Genomic DNA, 18,448 nt, shown 5'->3' with positions numbered 1-18,448 from the left:
CTGGTCAAACCAAATAAACAAACTATTCGGCATCGATCATATGACACACTGTTGAGTTCTCAAGGAGCGGACGCGCACCAACACCAGACCAACCAAGATCCTCGCTGGGGCAACCTCTCTACCCTAGCCCATCCAGTCCGAGTCTTCCAAATCGAGCCGGCCAATGTGCGCCGACACCGATCGTGACCGATCTGGTTTGGGTTCCGCTTCCTGGCCTTCCATGCGCTTCGCGCCGGCCGGACCGGATCCAGGGGCTGCCTGACCGGGGACTGGCCACCTCGCGGTGTCCGTTCCTCCCTGTCGGGGCAACGAGATGTAACACTACGCGGCTCCGGGTAGGGGGTCAAATCGTGTCGGTGCCTCCCGGCACGCTCGTGGACGGCCATCCCGCCCCATGCACGACACCCGTGCGAGCCGCGCGATCTCGCCGATTCCGCCCCCTTGGAGAGGGGTTCGCGGGTCACTCGGATGACCTCGTCCGGCCGGGCTGCGGCCACACCTGTGGGGCGGAACACATCATGGCCCGGACAGGTCGAACCCGAGTGCCTCCGCGGCCAGCGTCGGGTCGGCCGGGCCGGCCCAACGCGCGGCCAGACTCTCGTGCGCGAGCGACCTCGGTTCGGCCCGGTCGAGGAACAGCTCGCCGGCCAGGTGGTCGGTCTCGTGCTGCACGATCCTCGCGAGCCACCCGGACGTGGTCGCCACGGTGGATGTGCCGTCGAGGGTCTCTGCCCGCAGCCGAACCGTGCGGCGGCGGCGACGCACCGCGACCCAGCCGGGGATGGACAGGCAGCCTTCGTAGAACTCGGCGACATCGGTGTCCACGGGCTCGTAGCGCGGGTTCACCAGGACCATCGGCGCAACCGGATACCGCTCGCGCGTCTGCGCCACGTCCGGATCGGCCGCGCCCGGGTCCTCGATGACGGCGAGCGCCAGGGGTAGGCCGATCTGCGGCGCGGCCAGTCCGACACCCGGGGCCGCGCGCATCGTGGCGAACATCGACGCGATCAGGTCGTTCAGCAGGCCGGCGTCGAGCTCGCCCCGGTAGGCCGGTGCCCGTCGCCGTAGGACCGGCTCGCCGGCCCGCACGATCGGCACGACGCCGTCCTGGGCGTGGTCGAGCAACTCCCGGACCCGCGCCGCCAACGGCCCGGCCGTCTCGTGGCCCATTCGACTCAGGCGAGAGCGAGCCTGGCCAGGACGACGTCGCTGAGCGTGCGCGCCTCCGACTCGGCCTGCCCCTGCTCGGCCGCCTCGACCATGACCCGCACCAGTGGCTCGGTCCCGGAGGAACGCAGCAGCACCCGACCGGTCTCGCCGAGCCGGGCCTGCGCCGCAGTGACCGCGGACGCGACCCCCTCGTCGGAGTCCACACGGGCCTTGTCCACGCCCGGCACGTTGATCAGCACCTGGGGCAGGCGCCGGACCACCGAGGCCAGGTCGGCCAGGGTCCGACCGGTGGCGGCCACCCGGGCGGCGAGGTGCAGGCCGGTCAGGACGCCGTCACCGGTGGTCGCGTGGTCGGACATGATCACGTGGCCGGACTGCTCACCCCCGAGGCTGAACCCGCCGGCGCGCATCGCCTCGAGCACGTAACGGTCACCGACACCGGTCTGTTCGGTGCGGATGCCTGCCTCCCGCATCGCGAGGATCAGACCGAGGTTGCTCATCACGGTGACGACCAGGGTGTTGTGCGCGAGCCGGCCTTCCTCCGCCAACGCCAGCGCGAGCAGGCCCATGATCTGGTCCCCGTCCACCAGGGCACCGGTGTGGTCGACGGCAAGGCACCGATCGGCGTCGCCGTCGTACGCGACCCCGAGGTGCGACTCGGACGCCACCACGGCGGCCTGGAGCTGTTCGGGATGCGTCGAGCCGCACTTCTCGTTGATGTTGCGGCCGTCGGGTGAGGCGTTGATGACCACGACGTCGGCGCCGGCGGCCCGGAGGACCTCGGGACCGACCTCGCTGGCCGCTCCGTTCGCGCAGTCGACGGCGATCCGCAGTCCGGTCAGGTCGTGCCCGATCGTGCTCAGCAGATGTTGGACATACCGGTCGCCGCCGACGCCGCGGTCGAGCGTGATGCGTCCGACGTCGGCGCCCGTGGGCAACTCCCAGGAGTTACCCAGTTCGCTCTCGATGGCGTCCTCGACCGCGTCGTCGAGCTTGACCCCACCCCGTGCGAAGAACTTGATGCCGTTGTCCGCCATCGGGTTGTGGGATGCGGAGATCATCACGGCGAGGTCGGCGTTCTCGGCGGCGGTCAGGTACGCCACGGCGGGAGTCGGAAGTACCCCGAGGTCCTCGGTGTCAACGCCCGCACTGGCGAGCCCCGCGATCACGGCCGCCGCGAGGAACTGCCCGGAGACCCTCGGGTCCCTGCCCACGATCGCCCGCGGTCGGTGGTCGCCGAACGTACCCCGCTCGCCGAGGACGTGCGCCGCGGCGGTGCCCAACTGCAGCGCGAGCTCGGCGGTCACCTCCCGGTTCGCCAGACCTCGGACCCCGTCCGTGCCGAAAAGTCGTGCCATCGATCGTGCCTCTCTGTGCTGCCAACGCCCCGTCGGTGGGCGACATGACATCGGCCCCGAGCGGACCACATGGGTCGCTCGGGGCCGATGGTAGTACTGCGTCGAACCGGCGGGCGGTCAGCGCTTGGAGTACTGGGGGGCCTTACGGGCCTTCTTGAGGCCGGCCTTCTTACGCTCGGTGACCCGAGCGTCGCGGGTGAGGAAGCCGGCCCGCTTGAGCGTGGCCCGGTTCGACTCCGCGTCGATCTCGTTCAGCGCTCGCGCGATCGCCAGGCGCAGCGCGCCGGCCTGGCCGGACACCCCACCACCGGTGATCCGGGCGATGACGTCGAAGCGCCCGCCGAGGTCGAGCAGCGTGAACGGCGCGCTGACCAGCTGCTGGTGCAGCTTGTTCGGGAAGTACTCCTCGAGGGTACGGCCGTTGACCTTCCAGGTGCCGGTGCCGGGAACCAGTCGCACGCGGGCGATGGCCTCCTTGCGGCGACCCAGGGCGGCGCCCGGAGCAGTCAGCGAGCGGCCGGCGCCGGTCGTGGCGGCGGCGGCCGACTCGGTGGTGTACGACGAGGGGGCGTCGCCCTCGAGGTCTTCGATCTCGGTGATGGTCTCGGACACGATTCTCCTAAGTTCTTCTTCGCGGCAGTGAGCGCGGTGCGCGTTACTGCGCGACCTGGGTGATCTCGAAGGTCGTGGGCTGCTGCGCCGAGTGCGGGTGCTCGGCGCCGGCATAGACCTTCAGCTTGCGCATCTGGGCGCGGCCCAGGCGGGTCTTGGGGATCATGCCCCGGACGGCCATCTCGACGGCCCGCTCCGGGTGCTTCTCGAGCAGCTCGGCGTAGTTCGTCGCCCGCAGTCCACCCGGGTAGCCCGAGTGGCGGTAGGCGAGCTTGTTCTCCCGCTTCGCACCGGTCAGCGCGATCTTGTCCGCGTTGACGACGATGACGAAGTCGCCGCCGTCCACGTGGGGGGCGAAGGTCGCCTTGTGCTTGCCCCGGAGCAAGGTGGCGACCTGGGTGGCCAGGCGGCCGAGGACGACGTCGGCAGCGTCGATGACGTACCAGTTGCGCTCGGTCTCGCCTGCCTTGGGGGTGTACGTACGCACGGTCGTAGCCTTCGTTTCTCTGCTGGTCTGCTTGCGGCACACTGCCTGCCCCCTCGGCCCCGGCGGGGCGCGGACACACAGTGGACCGGATGGTCACTTCGGTGGTGGTGCGCGTCATCATCACGCGCGATGCGGTGAGTGGGAGGCACCGACCAGCGAACGCGGACGCACAACGACTCCCCAGAGTACTCCGAGCGTGCCGTCACGGTCAAAGCGAGGCAGGGACCCGCAGAGCGACGTTCATCACGCCCCGCGCTGCTCAGCGCACCCGCATCGCCCCGTCATCGTCCCACACGGGTTCATCGGTCTCCACGACCCGACCATCGGCGCGCACCTGCACGAACCGGTCGAAGGTGCGCGTGAACCAGCGGTCGTGGGTCACCGCGATCACGGTGCCCTCGAACGCCGTGAGGCCGGCCTCGAGGGCCTGCGCCGAGTGCAGGTCGAGGTTGTCCGTGGGCTCGTCGAGCAGGAGCAAGGTCGCTCCGGCCAGTTCTAGCAGGAGGATCTGCAGTCGGGCGACCTGTCCACCGGACAGCGTCTCCACGCGCTGCTCCGCGGCGGCGGCCAGTTCGTAGCGGTCCAGGACCCGGCCGGCCTGCTCGCGCGGGATGCCGTGCCGGCGGCCCTCGCCACGGCCGAGGATCTCCACGAGTGTGCGCCCGACGAGCGCCGGCGGGAGAGCCTGCTGCGTGAACCAGCCCGGCAGCACGCGCGAACCCAGTACGGCCCTGCCGGTGTGCGCGACCGGCTCCGGCAGCACGTCGGTGACCGGCCGGTGCGCCACGTCCGGGTCGGTGCCACCGCCGGCCAGCAGCCGGAGCAGGTGGGACTTGCCGGTGCCGTTCGCCCCGAGCACCGCGACCCGTTCACCGAACCAGATCTCGAGATCGAACGGCTCGGTCAGCCCCCGGAGGGCGAGCGAGGTGCACACCACGGCCCGCTTCGCCGTCCGGCCGCCGGTCAGTCGCATGCTCACGTGCTGGTCCCGGGTGACCTCCTGCGGAGGGCCGGCCCGCTCGAACTTCTCCAGCCGGGTCCGTGCCGCCTGATAGCGCGAGGCCATGTCGGCGTTGTAGGACGCCTTCTGCTTGTACATCAGCATCAGGGTGCGCAGCTTCTGGTGTTCCTCGTCCCACCGGCGGCGCAGGTCCTCCAGTCGCGCCATCCGGTCGGCACGGGCCTGCGCGTAGTTGCCGAAGCCACCCCCGTGGATCCAGAGGGTGGACCCGGACGCGGCCGGCTCGAGGGTCGCGATCTGCGTGGCGGTCGCGGCCAGGAGTTCGCGATCGTGACTGATGAAGAGGATGGCCTTGCCGCTGGCTCGGAGCTGCCCCTCGAGCCACCGCTTCGCGGGCACGTCCAGGGAGTTGTCCGGCTCATCCAGCACCAGGATGTCACTGGGGCCGCGCAGCAGCGCGGTCAGCACGAGTCGCTTCGCCTCACCACCGGAGAGGGTGTCCGCACGGCGCCACTGGGCCCGCTCGAACGGCTGGGCGAGCACCGACATGCAGATCTCGTCCCATTCGGCCTCGAGCTGATACCCGCCGATGTCGGCCCAGTCGGCGAGCGCCTGCGCATAGGCGAGCTGCGTGGACTCGTCGTCGGCGAGCATCATCGCCTCCTCCGCCGCGTCGACCCGGCGGGCAACGGCGGCTGGCATCGGTGGCGCGTGCTCGACGAGCAGGTCGCGGACGGTCCGCTCGTCCGCGTCCCGGCCCACCCACTGGTCCATGACCGCCAGCGAGCCGGAGTGCGTCACCGTCCCGGCATGCGATGCCAACCGCCCCGTGGCGATCCGCAGGAGGGTCGACTTACCGGCGCCGTTCGGGCCGATCAGCGCCATCCGCGCACCCTCACCGACGCGCAGCGAGACGTCATCGAGCAGGGCCCGCCCGTCAGGCAGGCTCAAGCCGATCCCGGCCAGTTCCAGATGTGCCACGGTCCCAGCATGCTGCCAGCGCGGCCCTGGACCAACTTGATTCCACCGGGGCCGGCGCGAAGTGCCGTTTCGTGGCGGGTCGGGTCCCACCGATGCTCCGTCCAGGACGGGAACTGGTGCGCGCTCGGGCCGGAGGTGCCAGTCTGAGGGCATGAGCGGAACCGAGGAGACCCCGGGCACCAGCGCCGATCCCGAGCTGCCCGGCGAGGGTGACAACGATCAGCTGGCTCGTGAGGACACGCTGGAGTCGCGGGCCGTGGACGACCTGCTGGACGAGGGCTACTCACCCCCCGACCGGGAGCGGACCAACCACTGGGGCGAGACCGCCTATGAGGAGTCCCGCGGCGAGAGTCACGACCAGCACCTGGCTCAGGAGCGGCCGGAGGCGTGGCAGGAGACCGGCGCGACCGAGTACCGCCAGGCCGACCGGGCCGGGCGCCTCGAGGACATCCGCGACGGCGCCCGGGAGCAGGACGGGTGGGGCCGGGACGCCGGCATCGCGGGCGGTGCGGCCTCTGCGGAGGAGGCAGCGATCCACATCGTGGTCGGCGAGGACGAGGACGACGACGGCGAGCCGGATCCCGAGGGTGTGGTCGCCTACGTGCGTGGTGACGAGGACGGGTTGCCGGACGAGTCCCGCCCGGACCGTGACGACGACTCCGACCGCCCCAGGAGCAGCCGGTCCTGACCCGCGAGCGCCGCGAGCGAGGCCGGCAGGACGCGGCAGGGACGCGGTCAGTCCTTCGGTGCCAGGGTTCGCACCGCCCTGGCGACGCGTGCGCGGGCGGCGAGTTCGCCGTCGGGCGGGTAGGCGACCTCCTCGAGGGTGAGCCCGCGCGCGGGTGCGACCGTGACCCGGGGATCGCGACGCTGAGCCGCGAGCACGAGCCCGGGCCAGTCCGGCGCTGCACGTCCCTCCCCCACCACGAGGCACCCGCCGACGAGGGCTCGGACCATCGAGTGGCAGAACGCGTCGGCGCGCACCCTGGCCTCGATCACCCCGGAGGCACGGTCGCGCCGCCAGGAGAACTCCTGCAGGGTCCGGATCGTCGTGGCCCCAGGGCGGGGCTTGCAGTACGAGGCGAAGTCGTGCTCGCCGACGAGGTCCCGGGCCGCGGCATCCATGGCGTCGACGTCCAGCCCACGCCCGTGCCATGTCACTGCGGCGCGGGTCGATGGGTCCCGGGCACCGATCGTGTCGACGAGCCGGTAGCAGTAGCGCCGCCAGATCGCGGAGAACCTCGCATCGAAACCGGTCGGCGCGGGAGCGACACCGCGCACCACGACGTCGGGCGCGAGCACCGCCGCCAGCCTGCGCCGCAGGGCCTCCGCGGGCACCCGGTCGCTGCGCCCGGGGGTGGCTGCCCACGCGGTCCCGGGCAGGTCCACATGGGCCACCTGCCCGCGGGCGTGCACGCCCGCGTCGGTCCGGCCCGCGACGGTCAGGCGGGCAGGCTCGGCCAGCCGGAGCACCCGGGCCAGCCCTGCCTCGATCTCACCCTGGACGGTGCGCAGTCCTGGCTGGGTGGCCCAGCCGGAGAAGCCCGTGCCGTCGTAGGCGACGTCCAGTCGCACCCGTACGACGGCGTCGCGCGCGGGAGCAGTCGGGTCGCCTCCCGCGGCACGCGACCGAGGCGCCGGCGCGAGGGCGTGCCGGGCGGGCGGGATCGTTGCGTCACTGTCGGGGACCACCACCCAAGTCCACCACGACCGGGCCGCCGGTAGAGTCACGCTCGTGCAGGACACACCAGCGACGCTGGCGGTCGATTGTGGCGGCGGCGGCATCAAGGCGTCCGTGCTCGACGCCGCCGGTACCATGCACGCCCAACCGGTCCGGGCGGCGACGCCCTATCCGTTGCCACCGGAGCGCCTGCTGTCCCTGATCGCCGACCTGGCCGGCCGGCTCCCCCCGGCGGGACGCGTGACGGTCGGCATGCCCGGGATGATCCGGCACGGCGTGGTGGTCCACACCCCGCACTACATCACGAAGGCCGGCCCGCGGACCCGGGTGCTCCCCGAACTCGTCGACGCTTGGTCCGGTTTCGACATGAGGGCCGCGGTCAGCGGGCAGCTCGGGCAGCCGGCTCTGGTGCTCAACGACGCCGAGGTGCACGGCGCCGGGGTGATCGCCGGCGCCGGCCTGGAGCTGATGCTGACATTCGGAACCGGACTCGGCAACGCCCTGTTCGACGGGGGCATGCTCGCCCCGCACCAGGAACTGTCCCAGGGGCCGGTCCGGTGGGGACTGACCTACGACGAGTACGTCGGTGAGCACGAACGGCTCCGACTGGGCGACTCGCAGTGGTCGCGGCGGATCCGCCGAGTGGTGGAGGCACTGCGACCGGTCTACCTCTGGGACCGGCTGTACATCGGCGGCGGGAACTCGCGACGGCTCACCCCGACCGTCCTCGAAAAGCTGGGGGACGACGTCGTCATCGTGCCCAACAGCGCCGGGATCATCGGCGGGGTGCGGGCCTGGTCCCTGCGCACCGAGTGACCCGTCGGCTCAGACCGCGACCAGCCTGGTCCGTTCGGCGAGCAGGCCGGTCAGGCGCGCGAACGCCTCGGGCTGATCGAGGCTGACCAGGTGCCCGGCGCCCGGCACGACGCACAACTGTCCGTATTGCGCGGCGCGCACGAACCGGCGTTCCTGGGTGCGGAAGTGGTCCCAGGCGCCGTTCACGAACCAGATCGGTGCCTCGATGGTCTCCAGATCGGCGAGCGTGTCCACCTCGGCCATCGCGGCCAGCGCCGGACCCATCACTCCCCACGGCACGCCGCCGGCGTTGACGTCCAGAGCGGACTCCGGCGTGAGGGTCAGCCTCGCCATGGTGTTGCCGAGGAACCGGCCCCGGTCGGGCAACCGCTCGATCGCCCCGGCGACCGCGCGGTAGCCGGCGAGCGCCGCGCCGCGCGGCTGCGTGCAGCAGGACGCGGCCAGGACCGCCGCCGGCGGCCGATCCGTGCGGGCCGCCCAGTGCAGCGCGAGGTACCCACCGAGGGAGAGCCCGACCACGACGTGCGGCCCGGGCAGCGACGCGACCGCCTCGTCAAGGACGTCACGAGCCGCCTCGAGCGAGAACGGCTCGCCCATCCTGCTCCCGTGACCGGGCAGGTCGACGGCCGCGACGCGGCGCCCGGCGGCCTCGTGGATCTCGACCTGTCGGCGCCACATCGTGGACGAGGTCCGGATCCCGTGCAGGAAGACGATCGACGGTGTGCTCACCCATCCAGGGTACGTGGAAGGTCGCCCTGCCGATCATCTGCCGATCACCCGCCGATCACCGGTGGCAGCGGGTCCCCGGTCAGATCCGCGACGGCGGAGGTGGGGACACAGGCGAGGGGCCCGCGTCCAGGAGGTTGTCCTGGACCGGCGGGCCCCTCGTTGAGACGGGCGCGGCAGGTCGTGCCGCGGCGGGTGTCTCGTCCTCCGAAGAGGAGGTTCTACTTCTCGGTCGCAGCCTCGTCGGCGTCGGCCTCGTCGGAATCCTCGGCCGCGTCCTCCGCGGGGGCGGCGTCATCCGTGGTGGCTTCGTCGGCGTCGACGGCGTCGCTGTCGACGTCCTCGACGGCGTCAGCCTCGTCGTCCGCCACGGCGGCCTCGGCGGCCTCGGCCTTGGCGGCCTTCTCCTTGACGTCCCGCTTCGTGGCGGCCTCGGCCTCGCGGACCGTGGCCTGCTTCGGGCTGACCGGCTCCATCACGAGCTCGATGACCGCCATGGGGGCGTTGTCGCCCTTGCGGGGGCCGATCTTCGTGATCCGCGTGTAGCCGCCCTCGCGCTCGGCCATCGCCGGAGCGATGTCGGCGAACAGCGTGTGCACCACGTCCTTGCGGGAGAGCACGGCGAGGACCTGACGGCGGGCGTGCAGGTCGCCGCGCTTGGCCTTGGTGATCAGGCGCTCGGCCAGAGGACGCAGCCGCTTGGCCTTGGCCTCCGTCGTCGTGATCCGCTGGTGCTCGAACAGCGACTGGGCCAGGTTGGCCAGGATCAACCGCTCGTGCGCCGGTCCGCCTCCGAGGCGGGGACCCTTCGTGGGCTTGGGCATTGTGTTTCCTCAGTTCCTAACGAGATGGGAAGACCGGCAGGTCAGTTGTAGGCGTCGAAGTCGTCGCCGTCGTCGTAGGCGTTCGCCACGAGCGTCGGGTCGAAGTCCGCGGGGCTGTCCTTGAGCGAGAGGCCCAGGCCGACCAGCTTCTCCTTGACCTCGGTGATCGACTTCGCACCGAAGTTCCGGATGTCGAGCAGGTCCGCCTCGCTGCGCGCCACGAGTTCACCCACGGTGTGGATGCCCTCGCGCTTGAGGCAGTTGTAGGACCGGATGGTCAGGTCCAGCTGCTCGATCGGGCGAGCGAGGTCCTCGGCGACGGCGGCGTCGGTCGGCGACGGGCCGATCTCGATACCCTCCGCCTCGGTGTTCAGCTCACGGGCCAGGCCGAACAGCTCGACGAGGGTCTTCCCGGCGGACGCGAGCGCGTCGCGCGGGGCCATCGAGCGCTTCGTCTCGACGTCGACGATGAGCTTGTCGAAGTCGGTGCGCTGCTCCACACGGGTGGCCTCGACCTTGTAGGTGACCTTGAGCACCGGCGAGTAGATCGAGTCGATCGGGATGCGCCCGATCTCAGCGTCGAAGTTCTTGTTCTGGGCGGCCGAGACGTACCCGCGGCCACGCTCGACGGTGAGCTCGATCTCGAGCTTGCCCTTGGCGTTGATGGTCGCGATGTGCAGGTCCGGGTTGTGGATCTCGACGCCAGCCGGCGGGGTGATGTCGGCAGCGGTCACGGTGCCGGGGCCCTGCTTGCGCAGGTACATCACGACTGGCTCGTCGTTCTCCGAGGACACCACGATGTTCTTGATGTTCAGGATGATCTCGGTGACGTCCTCCTTGACACCGGTGATCGTCGAGAACTCGTGGAGCACGCTGTCGATCCGGATGCTCGTGACCGCAGCTCCCGGGATGGAGGAGAGCAGGGTCCGACGCAGGGAGTTACCGAGGGTGTACCCGAAGCCCGGCTCGAGAGGCTCGATGACGAACCGCGAACGGTAGTCGTCGACGACTTCCTCGGTCAGGGAGGGGCGCTGTGCGATGAGCACGGATGTGTCCTTTCGGCAGGCGTCCGCCATATGACGCCATGCAAAGCCCCTCGCCCATCGGTCCGGTCGAGGGGGTCGTGCGGTACTGCTGTGGTGCGTGCTGTGCGGGGCCGGGCCGCGGCGACGGTCGCCGCCTCGGCCCGGCCCTTCAGTGTCGGCTCATGCCGGCTCATGCCGGCTCATGCCGACACATGCCGACTCAGACGCGGCGGCGCTTGGGCGGCCGGCACCCGTTGTGTGCCTGCGGCGTCACGTCCTGGATGGAGCCGACCTCGAGGCCGGTGGCCTGGAGGGAGCGGATCGCGGTCTCGCGGCCCGAACCCGGACCCTTGACGAACACGTCGACCTTCTTCATGCCGTGCTCCTGCGCCTTGCGGGCAGCGGCCTCGGCGGCGAGCTGGGCGGCGAACGGGGTGGACTTGCGCGACCCCTTGAAGCCGACCTGGCCGGAGGAGGCCCAGGAGATGACCGCACCCGAGGGGTCGGTGATCGAGACGATGGTGTTGTTGAACGTGGACTTGATGTAGGCGTTGCCCGCGGAGACGTTCTTCTTCTCCTTGCGGCGCGGCTTGCGCGCACCGGCTGCCTGGCGAGTCTTGGGAGGCATTCTGGGGTTCCTTCTTCTTCGGTGAGGTCGTCGATCCGGACCGGCGGTGTGCCGGTCGACGGACTACTGCTAGCGGGCGGCCTTCTTCTTGCCGGCCACGGTGCGCTTCGGACCCTTGCGGGTGCGAGCGTTCGTCTTGGTGCGCTGCCCGTGCACGGGCAGGCCGCGGCGGTGCCGCAGGCCCTGATAGCAGCCGATCTCGACCTTGCGGCGGATGTCCGCGGCGATCTCGCGGCGGAGGTCACCCTCGAGCTTGTAGTTGCCCTCGAGGAAGTCACGCAGGGCGACGATCTCGTTGTCGGTGAGGTCCTTGACCCGCAGGTCGGGGCTCAGGCCGGTGGAGGTCAGGGTCTCGGCTGCCCGGGTACGCCCGACGCCGAAGATGTAGGTGAGCGCAACCTCGAGCCGCTTTTCGCGGGGGAGGTCGACGCCGACGATTCGTGCCAACTTCTTCTCACTCCTGTGAGTATCGGAGGTCTGCCGCACCATCGTCCCGGTGTTCCGGGCCCCGGCCTCCGACCGGGGGTTGCGCCGCGTACGCCCTCATGGGCGACGGCGGAGCTGATGATGCGCTGGTGGCGTCACCCTGGTCGGGTGCGCCGGACGCGTCAGGGGTTCAGCCCTGGCGCTGCTTGTGCCGCGGGTTGTCGCAGATGACGCGCACGCTTCCGTTACGGCGGATCACCTTGCACTTGTCGCAGATCTTCTTGACGCTCGGCTTGACCTTCATGGCTCTTCCTTTGCCGCCGCGCGCGGGAACAACGCCCCGTGGGGTTTGCTCGCGACGGCTTGATCGAGAGGGGGGTTACTTGTAGCGGTAGACGATGCGTCCGCGGGACAGGTCGTACGGGCTGAGTTCGACCACGACCCGGTCCTCGGGGAGGATCCGGATGTAGTGCTGCCTCATCTTGCCCGAGATGTGAGCGAGAACCTTGTGACCGTTGGTGAGCTCCACGCGAAACATCGCGTTCGGCAGCGCCTCGACCACGTTGCCCTCGATCTCGATGACACCGTCCTTCTTTGCCATGTCCTCCGCTAACTGCTGTGCTGTGCATGCCGACGTGCCCGCCGACCTGCTGGTCCGAACCGGGCGCGACACGGTGCGCGCGGGAGAACCCGCGACATGCCACGCCCAACGGTCTATCGTACGGCATCGCCGACAGTTGCGGTAACCGCGGGGAAGCGACCCCACTGCGGTCTCGCTCACACCGACCGGCGCCGAACGTCGAAGCAGGGGCCCCGGCCGTGGGGGAAACGACCGGAGCCCCTGCTCGTTACCGCGGATCCGCGCTTGGAGTCGCGGGTGCGGAACCCGGACCGGTGTACCGGTCCGAACATGATCAATCTGACCAGATCCCCCGGCCCGGACCAATGCCCCCGACAGATGAACGGGTGGTGATCGTGCCGGGGTGACTCCTGACCCGGAGGGGGTGAGACGCGAGGGCCGGACGGAGCACAGAGGCCCCGGCCGTGGGGGAGACGACCGAGGCCCCTGTGTGGTGCGGCGTCGTCCCGGGGGGAGCGAAACGGCGGCCGCGTCTGTGGCGGTGGCCGATCGGCCACCGCATGTCCTATCCCGCTGTGTGGCTCACGTGTCTCCCCCAGCCTCGGCGATCGGTCGTCTGGATCCGGCACGACCGGCGTCATGGGCTACTCGACGCGGAGGCGGGACCGGAACAAGATCACCAGATCCGGACGGGCCGCGTAGCCACCCGCGTGGTGATCGGCTGGTGAATCGGCAGCCGCGACTACGGGTGGTGCGGGTGAGGGAGGAGGGTGACCTCGTCGACCGCGCCGGGCTCAGTCGACGGAGTCGACGTCCGCCAGGGGTGCCAGCAGACCGAGTTCACGCGCGCGGTCGATGGCGTCCTCGCGGGTGTGCACGCCCAACTTCCGGTAGATGTTGCGCATCTGGGTCTTGATCGTGTTCTCCGAGACGTACAGACGTCGGGCCGCGTGGCTCAGCGACAGGCCGGGGGCGATCTCCGTGAGGACCCTCAGCTCGCGTTCGCTGAGCCGGATCGCCTCGTGCGGGGCCGGGAACAGCTCCGGTGCGTCCACCAGTTCCGGGCGGTAGAGGAACTCCGCGGCCTGGGGCATCGATGCACCGATCTCCTCCAGGTCCGCCCGCGGCACCATCAGGAACGGCCGCAACTGCCCGCTCTGCTCGGCGACCGCGATCGCAAGGTGCAGGGCATCGGCGGCCTGATCGGCGAGTCCGGCGCGGTGGGACGCGCTGGCTCGGATCAGCGCCAGGTGCAGGGCGGTGCGTGGCCGGACGCCGGCCTGGGGGACCGCGTTGTCCGTGAAGGCGATCGCGTCCTCGAACTCCCCCGCGTACAGCGAATGACGGGCGAGGGCCAGCCGTTGCCACGAGCTCGCCGGATCGGCGTGGGCGAGCATCGCCCGGGCACGGTCGGACTGGCCGGTCTGGATCAGCAGGTCCACGAGCGCGGTGACCACCACGTTGTCGGCCAGACCCGGTCCCCGGCCCTGCTCCTGCAACTGCTGCCGGTAACTCTCCAGCATGCCGATGGAGTCGAACCGGCTGCCCGCGTGCATCGACCGGCTCGCGTGGAGCTGGAGCGCGATGGCCCTCAGGTCGCCGAGCGCGACCGGGACCTTGGGATCGCACCATTGCGGTCCGACCTCGAGCCGGAGGGAGTCCAGGTCGATGATCTCCTGCACGAACCGGACGCTCAGGTGCTCGAGGGTGGTCGGCTCGGTGTCGTCGGAGCGGGCGAGGCCTTCGACACGCGCCAACCACCGCTGGGCGCCGAGGGTGTGTCCGAGTACCGCCAATGAGAGCGCCAGGCCGGCGCCCGCCTCCCGCTTAGCCGGGGTCAGCCCGCGTTCGCCGGCCCACCGGTAGGCCTCCCGGAACGCGTACGCGGCACCCACCGTGTCCGCACCGAACAGCCGGGTGATGCTCCATTGAAGGAGCAGTTCGGGCATCTCGGAGAGGACGTCCTCGGTCCAGTCCCCCTCCGCGGTGAGCAGGTCGACCCGTTGCCGTTCGACGATCTCCCGGGCCACCTCGTACTGGCCCGTGGACCGCAGCGACAGGACCTGACCCAGCGACAGTCTCAGCTCGCCCGTGCGGCCGAGGTCGGAGTCGACGTCCAGCAGCCCCGCCCTGAGCGCCGACAACGAGCGTTCGGAGGTGTCCACGTTGAGGATGTAGTCCCGCGCGACCAGCAGCCGGGCGCTCCCCCGGACCAGCGCCGCCGGCAGTCGTCCCAGCGCGTCCCGCACCTGGTCGGGATGGCCCGAGACGAGCTCGACCCAGAAGGCCTCGATCAGCGACGCGGTCGAGGGCCAGTCCTCCGCGCGAACCGCGTGTTCCAGCGCGGCATCGGCGACGCCGCGCTCCCGGTACCACGCGGCCATGTCCCGGTTGGCCCGTTGGTAGCCCTCGGGATCCCGCTCGGCGTACACCCGCAGGATGGCATGGCGCACCACGCTCGAATAGTGGAAGGCGGGCGGGCCGGGCGCGGCCGACCTGGTGAGCAGGCCCGAACCGGTCAGGTAGTCGAACGCCAGGTCTGCCACGCCTCGCCCGAGGACATGGGCGGCGATGTCCTCGGTGAACTCCCGTGGGACGGCGATCGCCATCACGAACGCGGCGGTCGCCGCCACGTCGGGGTCACTCAGGACCAGGCGTGTGTACTTCTCGACGGCGGACCAGTCGATCCGTAGCTCACCGTCGGGGCCGCGGCTCGAGTCACCCAGGACCGCCCGCACGAGCGCGGGCCACCCACCGAGCTCGGTCCGCAGCCGTTGGGCCTCGGCGAGGCTGACCGGTAGGCCCACCGCCTCGGCCAGCTCCGCCACTTCCGCCGTGCCGAGCGTCAGCTGGGCCACGCGGAACACCATGCCGTCGGCGGTGATCTTCGCGAGCGTCTCGATCGGGCGCTCGCTGCGCGCCGTCACGAACAGGTGGAACGACTCGTTCGCGTTCACGAGCGCGAGAAGCTCCTCGTCGACACCGAGGTCGGTGACGTGGTGCAGCCCGTCGATCGCGATGATCAGGTCCCGGCCCCGCTTCCAGATCGCGCCATGGACGTCGTCCCAGGTGTCCGATCCCGTCAGATCCCCCAGGCCGGCGTCGCTGATGCGCCGATACACGATCCGCCAGAACTCCTCCCGGTCGACGTCGCGACTGGGCACGTTGATCCAGATCCGGTCGTACCCGGAGCCGTGTCGGCGCAGCCAGTGCGACGCCGTGCTGGTCTTCCCCCAGCCCCTGGGGCTGCGGAAGACCACCAGGGACGGAACCGAACCCAGCTGGCGACGCACCTCGGGCGCGGCGATGAACCCGATCGGGACCCGGGGCATGCCGAAGCCGTCGCCTGCGCCCTGGCCGGCCGGTGAGATCATCGTCCGCTCCTCCCCGGTCACCCGATCGCCCATCGGGGGCGCTGGTGACCTCGAACAAGTCACCATCATGGTCGACCCCGCGGCCGTACGTCAGCCTTCCGACGACGAACTGGCGACGTCGCGACCGGACTTCGTGCCATTGGATGCCATTACGTGCGGCTTCGACAGGCTCCTCCTGCCGCGTTCCTGACGGAACGGAACCCAGCCTCAGTGCAGGCCGCGCTCCGCCACGGCGAGCGCCTCGTTCCGGTTCGAGACGCCGAACTTCTTGTAGATGGTGCGCAGGTGTGTCTTCACGGTGTTCACCGACAGTCCGAGGTCGTGGGCGATGCCCACCGGCCCGGCGTGGACCTCGAGCGCCCGCAGCACCTGCGCCTCCCGCATGGTCAGCGTCTGCATCTCGTCCGCCAGCGGCGCTGGCGGCTGCACCGGCGCACCCTCGGCGCCCGGCCAGAGCTGGTGGATCCGGGGGTCGTCGCCGGCGAGGGTGTCGAAGACGTACCGCTGCATCAGGAAGAACGGTCGCCGCTGCCCGGTCGCCTGCCCCAGCCGTACGGCGTCGGCGAACGCCCGCCTGGCCTCGGTGAGGTTGCCCAACGCGTGGTGGGCGCTGGCCAGGATGACCTGGCACTCCATGGCCGCGCGCCGCGACCCTCCGGAGTCGAGCGACTTCGTCGCGTAGGCGATCGCCTCCCCGAACGTCCGGTCGGTCAGATGCACCTTCGCGATCGCGGCCCAGGCCACCGGGTTTCCGTCGTAGCGGTCCGCGACCTCACGGGCCACCCCCGGCATCTGGGCCACCAGGAGCAACTCCACGAGGGTCGAGCTGAGGACCGCTTCGACCAGGCTCCCGCGGGCGATGTGGCGCAGCGCGGCGCGCAGGTGGTTGGTCTGCCGGAACATCCGGTCCGGAGTGCCGTGGAGCACCACGTGGTGGGCTCGGATGAACACGGTCAGTGCCCAGAGCTCGTCCCGGTGCCGTGGTTCGATCATCGTGGCGACCGCCTCGTCGGCGCCGGGGTGGGCTGCGTCGGCCATGGCGAGTGCCCGGGCGATGCTGGCCGCGACCAGCGAGATGTCCCGGGCATCCTCGGGCTGGGCGTGCTGGATCCGGTCCTGGAGGGTGGAGTCCTCCAGCCAGCGCAGGGCCAGGTCCGGCTCGCCGTTCACGGCGTGCACCAGGGCGAGGCCGACGGTCCCCATCTGGAGCGCGCCGGTGTCCGCCGGCGAGATCAGTCCGCGCTCACGGGCACGGCCGAAGGCGTAGATGGCCGTGTCCAGGTTGCCGCCGAGCAGACTGGAGATGCCCCACTGCAGGAGCACGAGGCTCTCGTCGCGCTCGGGATCCCCTGCCTCCGACCGGTTCTCCTCGACGATGGCGTTGATGGCGCTGTAGTCCGGGACCGCCCAGATGTTCGTGTCCGGTGAGTGTGGGTCGAGTGCGCCCTCGACGTAGTCGACGGCCACCCGGAGCCGGGCGTTCTGCGCGACCATGTCGTCGGGGAACCGCCGCGCCGCGGCGATCAGGGTCAGCGGCTGGTGCGTGAGCAGGCGCGCCCACTGCCGTTCGATGACGTCCATCGCAGTGGCCCACTGGGCCGCGTGCACCGCATGTGTCAGCGTCTCGCCGGGGTCCCGGTTGGCAGCCGAGAGATGCATCAGCGCCAGATGCACCTCCCGGAACAGCTCGGGGCGTGACTCCCGCATGACCCGGATCAGTGCGTTGCGGATCGCCGGGGCGTAGGAGTACATCTGCCCCTCGACGGTGTGCCGCTCACTGAGCAGCCCGGCCGCCCGCACGTTCCGCAGGATCCGGACGGTGTTGCCCTCGGGTGCGATCGCGCGGGCCATCTCGATGTCGAACTGCTCGGGGATCGCCGTGCGCAGCAGGAACGAACGCACGTTCTCGAACCGCAGGTCGCGCACCATCGTGGCGATGTAACCATCGACGAGGCTCCCGTCGACCAGCGGCCCGTCGATGCCGTCGGAGCCGGACACGGCACGCATCAGCCCGGCCCGGATCGCCGAGGGCCAACCACCCAGGTCGACGGCGATCTGCTGGGCCTGGTCCATCGTGATCGTGAGCCCGAGCCGGGACGCCAGGTCGTGCACCTGCGGCCCGGTCATCCGCAGGTCGGCCGGACCGATCATCGCGGCCTCGACGGACAGGGCACCGGTGGTCTCGAGTGCTCGCAGGGTCCGTGAACCGACCACCAGGAACAGCTGGTCGTTCTGCCGCACGAGGTCGACCATCTCGTCGTCGATCGTCGCGGCGCCGTGTTTGAGCCCGGCCTCGTGGAAGTCGTCGATGATCAGGACCAGTGGCTCCCGCCGCTCCGCGAGCAGCACGGTCACGTCCGCATGCGGGTCGGAACCCGGTGCCGCAGGGCCCAGGAGTTCCGCTCGCTCGAGCCCCGACCGTAGCTCCGCCCAGTATCCGTCCAGTTCGTTGCTGGCGATGCTGAGGGTGACGTAGACGGTCGCGTGCGGGCGGTCGGCGCTGCGCATCCAGGTCACGATGGCACTGGTCTTCCCGTACCCCCGCGGCCCACGCAGGACCGTGAGCGGGTGCTCGCCCGCAAGCGTGTTGAGCACGTGCTCGCTGATCTGGGTGTCACGTGGGATCCGCGGCAGGCCAGGAGGGAGCGACGCGGTCTCGGCCGTCACCGGGCCCCTCCGGCAGGCATCCGGTTCCACGGCGTGTCACGCAGGCAGCACGACCTTCGCGCACCACTGTGCGCGTTCCGAGCGATCAAGCCACCGAACGAGTCGGGCATAGCGACGATGAGGCCCCCCTGA

At 70.6% G+C, this 18,448-nt stretch carries 17 protein-coding genes; 2 read left to right on the top strand and 15 right to left on the bottom strand.

The window, feature by feature from the left end:
* Positions 1–516: 516 nt before the first annotated feature.
* The 5 genes from EXU48_RS23300 to EXU48_RS23280 form a co-directional block, all read right to left on the bottom strand.
* Positions 517–1,170 carry a peptide deformylase gene (locus EXU48_RS23300; RefSeq protein WP_133110099.1) on the bottom strand — a complete coding sequence of 218 codons (654 nt, stop codon included), beginning with the start codon at positions 1,168–1,170 and terminating at the stop codon, positions 517–519.
* A gap of 5 nt (positions 1,171–1,175) precedes the next feature.
* Positions 1,176–2,528, bottom strand: a complete 1,353-nt coding sequence (gene glmM, locus EXU48_RS23295) for a phosphoglucosamine mutase (protein ID WP_133110098.1) — start codon at positions 2,526–2,528, stop codon at positions 1,176–1,178.
* A gap of 117 nt (positions 2,529–2,645) precedes the next feature.
* Positions 2,646–3,140 carry a 30S ribosomal protein S9 gene (gene rpsI, locus EXU48_RS23290; RefSeq protein ID WP_133110097.1) on the bottom strand — a complete coding sequence of 165 codons (495 nt, stop codon included), beginning with the start codon at positions 3,138–3,140 and terminating at the stop codon, positions 2,646–2,648.
* 43 nt (positions 3,141–3,183) lie between these two features.
* Complete coding sequence (gene rplM, locus EXU48_RS23285) at positions 3,184–3,627, bottom strand: 50S ribosomal protein L13 (protein ID WP_133110096.1); 444 nt, start codon at positions 3,625–3,627, stop codon at positions 3,184–3,186.
* 259 nt (positions 3,628–3,886) lie between these two features.
* Positions 3,887–5,569, bottom strand: coding sequence for an ABC-F family ATP-binding cassette domain-containing protein (locus tag EXU48_RS23280; RefSeq protein ID WP_133110095.1), 1,683 nt, complete (start codon positions 5,567–5,569; stop codon positions 3,887–3,889).
* Positions 5,570–5,720: 151 nt separating this feature from the next.
* Between EXU48_RS23280 and EXU48_RS23275 the strand changes: the two genes are divergently transcribed.
* Positions 5,721–6,257, top strand: a complete 537-nt coding sequence (locus EXU48_RS23275) for a DUF5709 domain-containing protein (RefSeq protein ID WP_328591671.1) — start codon at positions 5,721–5,723, stop codon at positions 6,255–6,257.
* A 47-nt stretch (positions 6,258–6,304) separates the two neighbouring features.
* On the opposite strand, the gene truA is transcribed toward EXU48_RS23275, so the two are convergent.
* Positions 6,305–7,144 (bottom strand): tRNA pseudouridine(38-40) synthase TruA, encoded by an 840-nt coding sequence (truA, locus tag EXU48_RS23270; RefSeq protein ID WP_235857229.1) that lies wholly within the window; start codon positions 7,142–7,144, stop codon positions 6,305–6,307.
* A gap of 160 nt (positions 7,145–7,304) precedes the next feature.
* Between truA and EXU48_RS23265 the strand changes: the two genes are divergently transcribed.
* Positions 7,305–8,066 (top strand): ROK family protein, encoded by a 762-nt coding sequence (locus EXU48_RS23265; RefSeq protein ID WP_133110093.1) that lies wholly within the window; start codon positions 7,305–7,307, stop codon positions 8,064–8,066.
* 9 nt (positions 8,067–8,075) lie between these two features.
* Here EXU48_RS23265 and EXU48_RS23260 read toward each other — a convergent pair whose 3' ends face one another.
* The 9 genes from EXU48_RS23260 to EXU48_RS23220 all read right to left on the bottom strand — a co-directional run bounded on the left by EXU48_RS23260 (position 8,076) and on the right by EXU48_RS23220 (position 18,316).
* Complete coding sequence (locus EXU48_RS23260) at positions 8,076–8,795, bottom strand: alpha/beta fold hydrolase (protein ID WP_235857228.1); 720 nt, start codon at positions 8,793–8,795, stop codon at positions 8,076–8,078.
* A 218-nt stretch (positions 8,796–9,013) separates the two neighbouring features.
* Positions 9,014–9,616, bottom strand: a complete 603-nt coding sequence (rplQ, locus tag EXU48_RS23255; RefSeq protein ID WP_133110092.1) for a 50S ribosomal protein L17 — start codon at positions 9,614–9,616, stop codon at positions 9,014–9,016.
* A 41-nt stretch (positions 9,617–9,657) separates the two neighbouring features.
* Entirely contained in the window at positions 9,658–10,662 is a 1,005-nt protein-coding gene (locus EXU48_RS23250; RefSeq protein WP_133110091.1) for a DNA-directed RNA polymerase subunit alpha, read from the bottom strand.
* Between the two features lie 199 nt (positions 10,663–10,861).
* The gene (rpsK, locus tag EXU48_RS23245; RefSeq protein ID WP_133110090.1) at positions 10,862–11,269 is read right to left on the bottom strand and encodes a 30S ribosomal protein S11; all 408 of its coding nucleotides are present in this window, start codon (positions 11,267–11,269) and stop codon (positions 10,862–10,864) included.
* 69 nt (positions 11,270–11,338) lie between these two features.
* Entirely contained in the window at positions 11,339–11,716 is a 378-nt protein-coding gene (gene rpsM / locus EXU48_RS23240) for a 30S ribosomal protein S13 (protein ID WP_133110089.1), read from the bottom strand.
* Positions 11,717–11,885: 169 nt separating this feature from the next.
* Positions 11,886–11,999 carry a 50S ribosomal protein L36 gene (gene rpmJ / locus EXU48_RS23235; protein WP_133110088.1) on the bottom strand — a complete coding sequence of 38 codons (114 nt, stop codon included), beginning with the start codon at positions 11,997–11,999 and terminating at the stop codon, positions 11,886–11,888.
* Between the two features lie 75 nt (positions 12,000–12,074).
* Positions 12,075–12,296, bottom strand: coding sequence for a translation initiation factor IF-1 (infA, locus tag EXU48_RS23230; RefSeq protein ID WP_133110087.1), 222 nt, complete (start codon positions 12,294–12,296; stop codon positions 12,075–12,077).
* 773 nt (positions 12,297–13,069) lie between these two features.
* The gene (locus tag EXU48_RS23225) at positions 13,070–15,649 is read right to left on the bottom strand and encodes a LuxR C-terminal-related transcriptional regulator (protein WP_165962962.1); all 2,580 of its coding nucleotides are present in this window, start codon (positions 15,647–15,649) and stop codon (positions 13,070–13,072) included.
* Positions 15,650–15,856: 207 nt separating this feature from the next.
* Positions 15,857–18,316, bottom strand: coding sequence for a helix-turn-helix transcriptional regulator (locus EXU48_RS23220; RefSeq protein ID WP_133110085.1), 2,460 nt, complete (start codon positions 18,314–18,316; stop codon positions 15,857–15,859).
* Positions 18,317–18,448 lie beyond the last annotated feature (132 nt).

The organism is Occultella glacieicola (assembly GCF_004353825.1).
Classification (GTDB): domain Bacteria; phylum Actinomycetota; class Actinomycetes; order Actinomycetales; family Beutenbergiaceae; genus Occultella; species Occultella glacieicola.
Note: the sequence above shows the minus strand (reverse complement) of the source record. Positions and strands in the feature narration are given on the sequence as shown.